Annotated in this window: 11 protein-coding genes; all 11 read left to right on the top strand. The window is 51.2% G+C overall.

The genetic code is table 11. The annotated features are described in order from the left end of the window. Positions 1-1,684 precede the first annotated feature (1,684 nt). The 11 genes from JXQ28_10230 (at position 1,685) to JXQ28_10280 (ending at position 11,472) form a co-directional block, all read left to right on the top strand. Positions 1,685-2,317, top strand: a complete 633-nt coding sequence (locus JXQ28_10230) for a 4Fe-4S dicluster domain-containing protein (protein ID MBN2278111.1) — start codon at positions 1,685-1,687, stop codon at positions 2,315-2,317. Further along, a complete protein-coding gene (locus JXQ28_10235; GenBank protein MBN2278112.1) occupies positions 2,314-3,222 on the top strand; it encodes a CoB--CoM heterodisulfide reductase iron-sulfur subunit B family protein in 909 nt (302 codons plus the stop codon). Before JXQ28_10230 ends, JXQ28_10235 begins: the two co-directional genes overlap by 4 nt. Further along, positions 3,209-5,212: a CoB--CoM heterodisulfide reductase iron-sulfur subunit A family protein gene (locus tag JXQ28_10240; protein ID MBN2278113.1), complete on the top strand. Its 2,004-nt coding sequence runs from the start codon at positions 3,209-3,211 to the stop codon at positions 5,210-5,212. Before JXQ28_10235 ends, JXQ28_10240 begins: the two co-directional genes overlap by 14 nt. Beyond that, positions 5,205-5,708 (top strand): hydrogenase iron-sulfur subunit, encoded by a 504-nt coding sequence (locus JXQ28_10245; GenBank protein MBN2278114.1) that lies wholly within the window; start codon positions 5,205-5,207, stop codon positions 5,706-5,708. The genes JXQ28_10240 and JXQ28_10245 overlap by 8 nt, the downstream gene beginning before the upstream one ends. Beyond that, on the top strand, positions 5,705-6,691 hold the full coding sequence (locus tag JXQ28_10250; protein ID MBN2278115.1) for an oxidoreductase: 987 nt from the start codon (positions 5,705-5,707) through the stop codon (positions 6,689-6,691). The genes JXQ28_10245 and JXQ28_10250 overlap by 4 nt, the downstream gene beginning before the upstream one ends. Continuing rightward, the gene (locus JXQ28_10255; GenBank protein ID MBN2278116.1) at positions 6,691-8,154 is read left to right on the top strand and encodes a Ni/Fe hydrogenase subunit alpha; all 1,464 of its coding nucleotides are present in this window, start codon (positions 6,691-6,693) and stop codon (positions 8,152-8,154) included. Before JXQ28_10250 ends, JXQ28_10255 begins: the two co-directional genes overlap by 1 nt. A gap of 3 nt (positions 8,155-8,157) precedes the next feature. Then, positions 8,158-8,640 carry a hydrogenase maturation protease gene (locus tag JXQ28_10260; GenBank protein MBN2278117.1) on the top strand — a complete coding sequence of 161 codons (483 nt, stop codon included), beginning with the start codon at positions 8,158-8,160 and terminating at the stop codon, positions 8,638-8,640. A gap of 23 nt (positions 8,641-8,663) precedes the next feature. Further along, on the top strand, positions 8,664-9,002 hold the full coding sequence (locus tag JXQ28_10265; GenBank protein MBN2278118.1) for a hydrogenase maturation nickel metallochaperone HypA: 339 nt from the start codon (positions 8,664-8,666) through the stop codon (positions 9,000-9,002). A gap of 28 nt (positions 9,003-9,030) precedes the next feature. After that, positions 9,031-9,696, top strand: coding sequence for a hydrogenase nickel incorporation protein HypB (gene hypB, locus JXQ28_10270; GenBank protein ID MBN2278119.1), 666 nt, complete (start codon positions 9,031-9,033; stop codon positions 9,694-9,696). A gap of 25 nt (positions 9,697-9,721) precedes the next feature. Continuing rightward, positions 9,722-10,384: a TusE/DsrC/DsvC family sulfur relay protein gene (locus tag JXQ28_10275; protein ID MBN2278120.1), complete on the top strand. Its 663-nt coding sequence runs from the start codon at positions 9,722-9,724 to the stop codon at positions 10,382-10,384. A gap of 221 nt (positions 10,385-10,605) precedes the next feature. Then, positions 10,606-11,472, top strand: coding sequence for an HDOD domain-containing protein (locus tag JXQ28_10280; GenBank protein ID MBN2278121.1), 867 nt, complete (start codon positions 10,606-10,608; stop codon positions 11,470-11,472). Positions 11,473-11,561 lie beyond the last annotated feature (89 nt).

Consider the following 11,561-nt stretch of genomic DNA (forward strand, 5'->3'; position numbering starts at 1 on the left):
ACTTTGTCAAGAAAAAAATGCGGTTTAGTGACAGGTTTTGACACCCGAAATTTGGCTTTACCCGGTGACGGGAATGCGGGTATATAGTAGTTGCATAACGCGGCAATATCTTCCGGGCCGGGACCGGTTGAGTGCCGGCGATATGAAAGCACTCGGCTGACCCGGCCCGGTTCCGCGCATCAGGACCACTACCTCACGGCTTGTTGGGAACTACAAGCCTTTGAAAGGATGTTTTATGTGCAATCAAACCCCGTGCCAAAACTGCCGCATAATGTCATGGATTTGTAACTGTATCTTATATAATAGGATGGTGTAGTTTAAAGACGGGTCAAAGGCTTAATTTGTCAAAAAAATCGCGCACGGTGCGAATTCGGCCCCGCACGGTGCGAGCGTGGATTGATCAGTCGATATAAGAAGATCGTAAAAGGATAATATTTAACAGGATAGGGGAATATGGTTAACCGATATTATTACCTTGAAAGCCACAAAGGACCTGATTTATGCAAATTCGACCTCGCATGGTGCGCGTTGACACTCGTACGGTTGCGAAATCCAAGAATCCGGATAAGATTGAAGATGTCTGGGTGTTTTGTTCAGAGATTTAGTCGAGGGGGAGGGCATTCGTTTGATGATTCAATCAAAAATCAACTTAGGGAAATCGGGTTATCCTGGGATATAATGACATAGACCAGCAGGCTATTTTATTATTATTCGCTGATCAGTGAGATATTAAAGTTTATATTTTCTTCTACCGCCCGAATGCGTACATCATTAGAGGCGAAAATTCGTAAATCTTTCAACTATTAGATTATTGTGTACCGCCCCAATATGGATGGTTTAGGAGATAAAATAGCGTTGCGGCCGCTCAAGAGAGAGAAAATGGTCGAAATATACCCCGGCAGAATATCGAAAATAGTAAAAGGGAATGATGTTGGGAATTTATATGAGTCAACATTATCCATATTGTAGCGTATGGCGGGCCATCTAAGGCGTTATCATATAAGGGTTAATGTGGGTTTGTTCGGTCGGCCGATAATCCGAAATTGTCATAAAACCCCCACTGCCCGATAAAAATCAAATAATATTTGACTTAAATTCTCATTGCGGTATATTAATCTGCAAAAACAGGAGGACTCAGTTCCGATGCAGTTTTTTAGGGCGCATCGGCGTCGATATTTCTTGGACCGAGACCGCAATTCTTCCTGGCCGAATAATATATCCGGAACCGGGATTCTATCTCATTTTATATCCATTCCGTTAGCTGTAAAAAAGTCTTATTCGTTGAAAAGACAGGACTTGACGGGCATGGATAATTTTGTTTTATCCCGGATTGTGAAAAGATTCACATTAGTTTCCGGCCCGGTATATGCCGGCCGCAATTCCTCCCTCAACAAGTACGCTCGACCTGATCGACGTCCGCCGGCCCGCACTATCCGCCGGGTTCATGTGATGCCCTGGGCCACATCGATCCGGAGGATCGGTTGCATGCGAATCAACTCAATTGGACCGGATGATGATGACACCGGCGGGTCGAACGGACGCCGGGACTTTGGTTTTGGTGTCCGATAAAGGCTGATAATGTACTGTGGCCGCGCCACTGCATCCATATTGTCCGACAGAATTAGCCGATGCTGTCGGGACGGGTTCTCTGAGATTAATTGAAGTCTCTTAAAGGAGAGTATCTATGGAGAAGTGGAAAGGGTGGCGCAAGATGCGGTACGAAGCGGAACTGGATCCGGATTTCTCCCGGGAAATCGCCTCCATCCCGGGGGGCGACCAGCTCTACAGCTGTATCCAGTGCGGGACCTGTAGCGGAATGTGCCCGCTGAGTCCCAATATGGACTACACCCCCAGACAGATTATCGCCATGATCCGGGCCGGATTCAAAGGCGATGTTCTCAGCAGTTACACCACCTGGCTCTGCGCCTCGTGTTATTCCTGTACCGTCGAATGTCCCAAGGAAATTAAAATAACCGATATCATGTACGCCGCCAAACGGTTGGCCATCCGTGAGAAGGTTCACCCCAAGCGCTTTCCGACACCGGTTCTGGCCCGGGAATTTTTCCGCTCGGTGGAAAAGAACGGCCGCAGTACCGAAAGCCGCCTGCTGGTGAATCTGTACCTGAGGACCAATCCCTTTAAAATGTTCAAACAGACCGGCCTGGGTCTGAAACTCTGGATGAAAGGCCGGCTGGGAATCCGCAAGGAATCGATCAAACGGACCGGGGAACTGAGGAAAATATTCAAGGTCCTGGAAACCGAGCATATGGTCAAGACCAAAGATCAATTGGCCCGGCAGGAGGAGGTGTCGTCATGAGTTACCTGTACTATCCCGGATGTTCGCTGAAGAGCACCGGCCGGGCTTACGAGGAATCAATGCTGGCCGTGTTCGAACACCTGCAACTGCCGCTTGAGGAACTTGAGGACTGGAATTGCTGCGGCGCAACCGCCTATATGGCTATCAGCGAATTGAAAGCTTTTGCCCTGAGCGCCCGGAATTTCGCCCTGGCCGAAAAACAGGCCGGAGGAGCAGGTGAGATCAATATGGTCGTTCCCTGCGCAGCCTGCTATCTCGGGCTGAATAAAGCCTACCGTTATCTAAAAGAACATGCCGATCTTCAGAAAACCATCCTCAAGGCTCTCAAGGCGGCCGGGTTGTCCTATTCCGATCACCTGAGAATCCGTCACCCGCTCGATATTCTGGCCAATGATATCAGTCCCGACCGGATCAAAGAAGCGGTCAGCCGTCCCCTGGAGGGTCTCAAGGTGGCCTGTTATTACGGGTGCCAGATTGTCCGGCCGTACGCCGATTTCGATGACCAGCATGAACCGGTCATCATGGATAAACTGCTTCGCCTTCTGGGGGCCGAGGTGGTCGATTGGCCGTTGAAAACCCGCTGTTGCGGCGGTTCGTTGACCGGAACGGTGGAGGATGTCGGCTTGCGATTGAGTTATATCCTTCTTAAAGAAGCCAAAAAGCGGGGATGCGATGTTATTGCCACCGCCTGCCCGTTGTGCCAGTTCAACCTGGAATGCTATCAGTCCCAGATCGGCCGTAAGTACGGCAACGGGAATGACATAGCGGTGGCTTATTTCACCCAGTTGATGGGCGCCGCTTTCGGTATCGCCGAGCATGATCTCGGCCTGCAGCGGCTGTTCGTGCCGCTCCATCTCCAGGGTACAGGTGATAAAGTGACGGGAGGTCAATATGTCAGCCGCTGAAAATAAAACCAATGGAATACCGAAAATCGGAGTTTATGTCTGTCACTGCGGGATAAATATCGCCGGTAAAGTCAATGTTCCCGAAGCGGTCGAGTTTGCCGCCAAGTTGCCGAATGTCGCGGTGGCGCGGGAATATAAATTCATGTGCTCCGATCCGGGCCAGGAAATCATCCAGAATGATATTCGTGAAGGTTTAATCAATCGGGTGGTGGTCGCTTCCTGTTCGCCATTGATGCATGAAACAACCTTCCGTACCGCCATGGCGGCCGGGGGCGGAAATCCGTTCCTGTTCCAGATGGCCAATATCCGCGAGCATGTCAGCTGGGTAACGCCCGATAAACCGGCCGGAACACAAAAAGCCAAGGCCCTGATTGCCGCGGCCGTGGAACGGGTTGCCCGTCATGTCCCGCTGGAAAAAACCAGGGTTCCGGTCAATCCCGATGTTCTCATTGTCGGCGGCGGTATCGCGGGAATTCATGCCGCCTTGACTATCGCCAACGCCGGTAAAAAAGTGTACCTGGTAGAGAAAGAGCCGACCATCGGCGGCCATATGGCCAAGTTTGATAAGACCTTTCCCACCCTGGATTGTTCCGCCTGTATTCTGACTCCCAAGATGTCATCGGTTCGGGCCCATCCCAATATCACCCTCTGGACCTATTCCGAAGTGGTCGGGGTCGAGGGTTTTGTGGGGAATTTTAGAATCCAGGTCAAACGGAAACCGCGCTATGTCGACGAAGACCTCTGCGTCGGTTGTCTGGAGTGTATCGAATCCTGCGTTTACAAGAAAGGGCGGATCAGCGACGAGTTCAATGTCGGCCTGAGCAAACGCAAACCCATTTATGTCCCGTTTCCTCAGGCGACCCCGCTGGTGGCCGTTATCGATCCCGAATCATGTGCCGAGTTGAAAACCGGGAAATGCAAAAAACCATGTATGGATGCCTGTGAGCCCAAGGCCATCAATTTCAAACAGACCGAGGAAATAAAAGAAGTTTCCGCAGGAGCTATCATTCTGGCGACCGGGTTCCGGACCTTCGATGCCGCCCGGGTCAAACGCTATGGCTACGGCAAGTATCCCAATGTTTATACCAGTCTGGAAGTGGAGCGGCTGGTGAATGCCGCCGGACCGACCGGGGGGGAAGTGATTATGTCGAACGGCGAGAAACCTAAAAAGGTCGGGATTGTGCACTGTGTCGGTAGCCGCGATGCCCATACCAATAAATACTGCTCGCGAGTCTGCTGTATGTACTCTTTGAAGCTGGCCCACCTTATCAAGGAACGCACCGGGGCCGAAATCTATAACTTCTATATCGATATGCGGACCCCGGGGAAGGGGTATGAGGAGTTCTATGATCGTCTTCTCCAGGAAGATGTTCATTTTATTCGGGGACGGGTGGCCGAAATCTCCGACTGGACCATGACACCTGAGGAAGAAGGCAAACTGATAATCCGGGCCGAGGATACTCTGGTCGGGGCGGTTCGGCGGATCCCGGTCGATATGGTGGTTCTGTCAGTCGGCCTGGAACCGCGAGCCGATGCCGACGAAGTGCGGCGGTTATTCAATATCAGTTGCAGTCATGAAGGCTGGTTTTTGGAACGACATCCTAAGCTGGCGCCGGTTTCAACCTTCACCGAAGGGGTGTATCTGGCCGGGGCCTGCCAGGGTCCCAAGGATATTCCCGACAGCGTTGCCCAGGCCGGGGCGGCCGCGGCCGAGGCCCTGGCCCTGATCGACAAGGGTCATGTCGAACTGGAACCAAACACGGCCTTCATCCGCGAAGAATTCTGTTCCGGTTGCAAAACCTGCCTGATGCTCTGTCCCTACAGCGCTATTTCGTTTAACAGCGAGAAGAACACCGCTGAGGTCAACGGCGCTCTTTGCAAGGGATGCGGAACCTGTGTCGCGGCCTGCCCGTCGGGCGCCCTGCAGCAGAATCTCTTCACCGATGAGCAGATTTATTGCGAAATTAAAGGAGTCGTGAATTATGTCTGATAAAGATACGAACCAAAAACCATTCGAGCCTAGGATCGTGGCTTTCTTCTGCAACTGGTGTACTTACACCGCCGCCGATTTGGCTGGAACGGCCCGTATGACCTATGCTCCCAACGTCCGGGTCATCCGGGTTATGTGTTCCGGGCGGCTCGATCCCCAGTTCATCCTGACTGCCCTGCGCCAGGGAGCCGATGGTGTTTTAATCGGCGGTTGCCATCCGGGTGACTGCCACTATCAGGAAGGCAACTACAAAGCCCTGAGGCGATTCACCCTCCTCAAACGGCTTCTCCGGGAGATGGGTATTGAAGACGAACGTGTCCAGTTGGAGTGGATTGCGGCCTCGGAAGGGGATAAGGTACAGAAAGTGATTAACCGTATCACCGAGGATGTCCGTCGCCTGGGTCCCCTTCATCTCGAGCCCGAGGCACTGGACCGGGCCACCGAGGCCCTATTGCCCGATCAGACTCCGGCCGTGGCCGAAGGAGGTGCTTTATGAGCAAGCCGAAAGTCGCCTTTTACTGGTGCGCTTCCTGCGGCGGATGCGAAGAAGCCGTAGTTGATCTGGCCGAGGATATTCTCAAGGTGGTCGGGGCCGTCGATATCGTTTTCTGGCCGGTGGCCCTGGATTTCAAACGGGAGGATGTCGAGGCTATGGCCGACAACTCCCTGGCCGTGGCTTTTATCAACGGCGCCATCCGCAGTTCCGAACAGCATGAAATGGTGGAACTGCTCCGCCGTAAGGCCGGTCTGGTGGTGGCCTTCGGCAGTTGCGCCCATCTGGGCGGGATTCCCGGACTGGCCAATACCTTCCGACGGGCCGACCTGATCGATGAAGCCTATCATAAATCGCTGAGTGTTACCGATGGAAACGGAACCGAGCCTCTGGAAAAAACCGAGGTTCCTGAAGGGACCCTGACATTACCGAAACTCTGGGATACGGTCAAAACGCTCGACCAGGTTATCAAGGTCGATTATTATCTTCCGGGTTGCCCGCCGCCGGTCAATCTGATCAACGGGGCTATCGGGAGTATTCTTAAAAATGAACTTCCCCCGCCCGGATCGGTGCTGGCCCCGGATATGGCCCTGTGCGAGGAGTGCGAACGGCGGGCTACCAAGCCGGATAAAATGGCCCAGCGCGAATTTTTGAGACCCCATCAAATCAAAGCCGATCCCGAGAAATGCCTCCTGGCCCAGGGATTGCTGTGTCTGGGACCGGTAACCCGGAAAGGCTGCGGGGCTGCCTGTGTCAAGGGTAATATGCCTTGTACCGGCTGTATGGGACCCACCAGCCATGTGGTTGATTTCGGAACCAAAGCCCTGACTGCCATGGCTTCCTTGGTCGATTCCAACGATGATCGTGAAATCGCCGCTATCCTTGATCAGATTGCCGATCCGGTCGGGACCTTTTATCGATACAGTCTCCCGGCTTCATTGTTGCATCGGAGCTATCAGCCCGAACATGCGAAAGGAGAAAAATAATGGCCCGTAAAATAACCATAGATCCGATTACCCGTCTTGAAGGCCACGGCAAGATCGATATCTTTTTGAACGATCAGGGTAACGTCGATCGGGCCTATTTCCAGGTTCCGGAATCGCGCGGTTTCGAACGTTTTGCCATCGGCCGCCCGGCCGAGGACATGCCGCAAATTACCTCCCGGATATGCGGCGTCTGTCCGACAGCCCATCATATGGCCGCGACCAGGGCTCTTGATGATCTCTATAAGGTTGATCCGCCTCCGGCGGCCAAAAAAGTCCGGGAATTGATGTATAATATCTTTTTCATGGAGGATCATGCTCTCCATTTCTTTTTCCTGGCCGGACCCGATTTCGTGGTCGGCCCCCAGGCGCCCAAGGCCGAGCGGAATATTCTCGGCGTCCTCGGCAAGGTGGGCAATGAAATCGGCCTTAAAGTGATCGGGATGAGAAAACAGTGGCGTGAACTCATGAATCTTGTTATGGGGAAAGCCATTCACCCGGTTTTCGGATTACCGGGAGGAATTTCCCGATCGATCACCAAAGAGGATTTACCCCGGTTTATCAAAACCGCCGATGAGTCGGTTGAGTTTGGCCAATTTGCCCTGAAGCTGTTCAATGATATCGTTCTTAAAAATCCCGATTACATGCATCATATAACCTCGGATACCTACACTCACAAGACCTACTATATGGGCCTGGTCGATAAAAACAATCGGATCAATTTCTATGATGGCGATTTGCGGGTGGTGGGTCCCGACGGGAAGGAATACGTAAAATTCGGTGGCCGCCAATATCTTGATCATATGGATGAGCATGTCGAGCCCTGGAGTTATATTAAATTCCCGTACCTTAAAAACATCGGTTGGAAAGGCTTCGAGGACGGCGCCGACAGCGGCATTTTCGCCGTCGCGCCGCTGGCTCGGTTGAATGCCGCCGAGAGTATGGGCACCCCGCTGGCTCAGGAAAACTACGAGCAGTATTTCAAGATATGCGGCGGCAAACCGGTTCATTTTACGCTGGCGACCAGCTGGGCCCGGCTGATAGAAATGCTTTACAGCGCCGAACGCATGAAGGAACTGGTGGCTGATCCGGATATCATCAATCCCGATTTTCGGACTATTCCAACCAATACCCCATCAGAAGGTATTGGTGTCGTCGAGGCTCCCCGGGGGACTCTGATCCATCATTATCGAACTGATGATAACGGTATCATAACCAAAGCCAATTTGATCGTGGCGACTCAGAACAATGCCGCGCGGATTGCCATGTCGGTCGATAAGGCCGCCCGTGGGCTGATTTCCGGTGGCAAAGTCGATGACGGCATTTTAAATATGGTCGAGATGGCTTTCCGGGCCTATGATCCCTGCCATGGATGTGGCACCCATGCTCTTCCGGGCGAGATGCCGCTGGTGGTGGATATCTATGATCGCGATCATAATTTGGTCCGGCAACTCCGGCAGGATTGAGTCATGAAGCCGCTCATTCTGGGTTTGGGCAATGAATTGCTGTGTGATGACGGCATCGGAATAATAATCACGCGGAAACTGCCGGGTGCAGTGGCCGAGGCCGCCGATGTGATCCGGAGCGGTCAACATGGGGTGGCCCTGCTGGATTTGTTTCTAGGATACCGGCAGGCTATTATTATCGATGCCATCCAGACGGGAAAACATCCTCCGGGGACGGTTCTGGAACTGATCCCCGGAGATCTCAACAATGTTTCAAGCCCCTCCCCGCATTATACCGGTATCCCGGAATTAATCCGTATTGCCCGCGAAATGCAGCTGGATTTCCCCGATGATATCAGAATTCTCGCGGTGGAGATTGAAGACCCCCTGACGGTGGGTGGCGAACTCACCCCGGCAGTGGAAAAATCAATCGAAAAAGTAATTCCCATAATCGAATCATATTTGTATCATTGGCGGGTAAATGAGGTCTGTGAGAAACGATGCTAACATGGGTTGTCCGGGATTGAAATATGCATGAACTGCAGATTGCCGGCGAGGTGATAAAAATCGCCAGGGCCGAAATGAAACGGCGACGTCTGACACGCATTTCCGAAATCGGTCTGGCCGTGGGCGCTCTGGCCGCGGTCGATCCCGATGCCCTGGCCTTCAGCTTCGAGGCTTCGGTGGTCGATACTCCTCTGGCCGGAAGTCGGTTGCATATTGATTTTATCCCGGTTGAGGGAACCTGCCGAAACTGCCGACGGGATTTCAAGGTGTCGGATTATGTTTTTATCTGTCCCCACTGCGGATCCGGTGATATCCTGGTCCGGAGAGGTGAAGAACTTGACGTAACTTATATATTGGCCTAAGGAGTTGTGTAATGTTGGAGAATTCCTGATGAGTAATAAAATCACCGTTGAAAAAAAAGTCCTGTCCGAAAATGACCGTCTGGCGGCCCAGATCCGGGCCAGGCTGGACAAGGAGAAAATCGTCACCCTTAATCTGGTCAGTTCCCCCGGATCGGGCAAAACTTCACTACTTGAACAGACATTGAAAAATCTCGGGGATAAAATACCGATGGCGTTAATTGCCGGTGATGTTCAAACCGATAATGATGCCCGGCGGTTGACCGAGGCCGGCGGGCAGATCGTCCGGCCTATAATCACCGGCGGGGCCTGCCATCTCGATGCCCGGATGGTTCTGGCGGTCCTTGATGAACTTGATTTCAAAGGTGTCGATATTCTTTTTATCGAAAACGTCGGTAACCTGGTTTGTCCGTCGAGTTATGACCTGGGGGAAGATATGAAGGTTGTTCTTATCAGCACCACCGAGGGCGATGACAAACCGCTTAAATATCCTTCAATGTTCCGACGTTCCTCAACCCTGGTCATCAACAAAACCGATTTGCTGGGGCTGTCGGATTTTAATCTGGAACGGGTCCGGCAAAATGCGCTGAGTATTAACAGCGCCCTGGATATTTTCGAAATTTCCTGTAGAACCGGTCAGGGATTGGAGTTCTGGTTCCAATGGCTGGGCAAACTGGTAAAAGAGAAGAAAAAATAATATATTAAGGTATTGTTGAAATATTATGGTTATGCGCACTTTTACATACAAGGGGAAAAGTTACCAGGTTGATTACTATGGTTTTCTGTTGAAACCGGATGAATGGGATGAAAATTTCGCCGAGGGTATGGCCCCTTATGCCGGGATTGAGAACGGCTTGACCGACGATCACTGGCGGGTTATCCGCTTTATTCGTAATACCTTCGAGCAGATCAACAAATGTCCTCTGGTGTATATTGCCTGCAAGAAAAATGATCTTGGGCTCGGTGACCTGAAACGGCTCTTTCCCTCCGGTTATCTGCGGGGGGCCTGCAAACTGTCCGGTGTGACCTACCGCGAGGGACATTTTCAAGAATTCTGGATTGAAGAACATATCGTTCATCATACCCGGATTTACGATAGAAAAAAATACGAAACCGATGCCCTGGGTTTCCTGATCAACCCCGGCGACTGGGATGAAAACTTCGCTATCCATAAAGCCAGTGAGCTGAAAATGCCGGATTTACTGACTTCCAGACACTGGGATATAATCTACTACCTGCGACGCCAATTCGAGGTTTATAAAGAGATTCCGACGGTTTATCAGACCTGTGAAGACAATAATCTGAGTCTGGAAGAACTGGAAAGGCTTTTCCCCGACGGTTACCATCGGGGGGCAGTTAAAATCTCCGGACTTCATGTCCGCTGAGAAATACTTTCGCCTTCAGCATTCCGGGTCGAGAATAATCCGCAAACTGTTTCAGGCCTTGATCTTATATTAATCCCGGAGTGTCGGATGCTGGCTAATGATGATCCCTGATTTTGGCTTTTTACCACGAAATATCCCCTATTCAAGAAAATTCTCACAAAATATCAAAGCCACATACCATATCTGCCGACAAACAGAATGATCATTTGGAGTAATTTCGCATGAAGGTCATCGATCAGGTCGTTGCAAAAATATCACTTTTCCCCGCCCTGCCGACTATGGTTCATAAGCTGTTGGGCATAATCAATGATCCCGAATCAAAGTCGACCGATATTGTCAATATTATTCAGCACGATCCGGCCCTGTCGGCCAATGTTCTTAAAACCGCCAATTCCGCTTACCTGGGATTCGCCAATCCGGTCAATTCTATCGGGGATGCCAGCTTTCGGATCGGGACAAAAAAAATATACCAGATAGCAATTTCCTCGCTGATGCATTCGTCCGTTAATAAACCTGCCCGGGGATATGAGATGAAAGCGGAGGATATCTGGAAACATTCCACGGCCGTTTCCATTACGGCCGACAACCTTTGCCATCTGCTTGATATTCACGATAATGGTTCGATTTTCACGGCCGCCCTGATACATGATATCGGCAAGATTGCCCTGGAAAAATATGTTGATGAAAACTCCGACCAGATAATGAATTTTGTCGAACGCGAAAACCTGTCATTCGGTCAGGCAGAAAACAAATCTCTGGGTATTGATCATGCCGAAGTAGGAGCGCAAATTGCGGCTAAATGGAATTTCCCCGAAGAAATCGTCGACATAATCCGTTGGCATCATGATCCCAACAGTGCGCCTGTTATATCTGTCGGTATCGATATTGTCCATCTGGCCGATGCCATTTGTTTAATGCAGGGTATCGGGGTGGGCAAAGACGGCCTTCATTACTATTATAATATCGATTCCATAGAACGTCTGAAACTGAATGATGATATCGTTGAAATCGCCCTGTCGCGACTAACCGAAGAATTGGAAAACATCGAGGAATTATATGCCGGTCAAAAAAGCGAAACCCCGGCCTGATTCCCCTTGAAATTTCAATAAATCCAAAGTTCCCTGTTCATTTTTATTGCCGAATCATTCCGATTTTCAAGTGCGGGCATGCCATTAAC

Source organism: Candidatus Zixiibacteriota bacterium (assembly GCA_016933955.1).
In the GTDB taxonomy this organism is placed as follows: Bacteria; Zixibacteria; MSB-5A5; order GN15; family PGXB01; genus JAFGTT01.

What these genes read in the sequence shown, in the direction of transcription:
- JXQ28_10230 (MBN2278111.1), top strand. Translation starts at nt 1,685, where the DNA reads ATGGAGAAGTGGAAAGGGTGGCGCAAGATGCGGTACGAAGCGGAACTG.
- JXQ28_10235 (MBN2278112.1), top strand. Translation starts at nt 2,314, where the DNA reads ATGAGTTACCTGTACTATCCCGGATGTTCGCTGAAGAGCACCGGCCGG.
- JXQ28_10240 (MBN2278113.1), top strand. Translation starts at nt 3,209, where the DNA reads ATGTCAGCCGCTGAAAATAAAACCAATGGAATACCGAAAATCGGAGTT.
- JXQ28_10245 (MBN2278114.1), top strand. Translation starts at nt 5,205, where the DNA reads ATGTCTGATAAAGATACGAACCAAAAACCATTCGAGCCTAGGATCGTG.
- JXQ28_10250 (MBN2278115.1), top strand. Translation starts at nt 5,705, where the DNA reads ATGAGCAAGCCGAAAGTCGCCTTTTACTGGTGCGCTTCCTGCGGCGGA.
- JXQ28_10255 (MBN2278116.1), top strand. Translation starts at nt 6,691, where the DNA reads ATGGCCCGTAAAATAACCATAGATCCGATTACCCGTCTTGAAGGCCAC.
- JXQ28_10260 (MBN2278117.1), top strand. Translation starts at nt 8,158, where the DNA reads ATGAAGCCGCTCATTCTGGGTTTGGGCAATGAATTGCTGTGTGATGAC.
- JXQ28_10265 (MBN2278118.1), top strand. Translation starts at nt 8,664, where the DNA reads ATGCATGAACTGCAGATTGCCGGCGAGGTGATAAAAATCGCCAGGGCC.
- hypB (MBN2278119.1), top strand. Translation starts at nt 9,031, where the DNA reads ATGAGTAATAAAATCACCGTTGAAAAAAAAGTCCTGTCCGAAAATGAC.
- JXQ28_10275 (MBN2278120.1), top strand. Translation starts at nt 9,722, where the DNA reads ATGGTTATGCGCACTTTTACATACAAGGGGAAAAGTTACCAGGTTGAT.
- JXQ28_10280 (MBN2278121.1), top strand. Translation starts at nt 10,606, where the DNA reads ATGAAGGTCATCGATCAGGTCGTTGCAAAAATATCACTTTTCCCCGCC.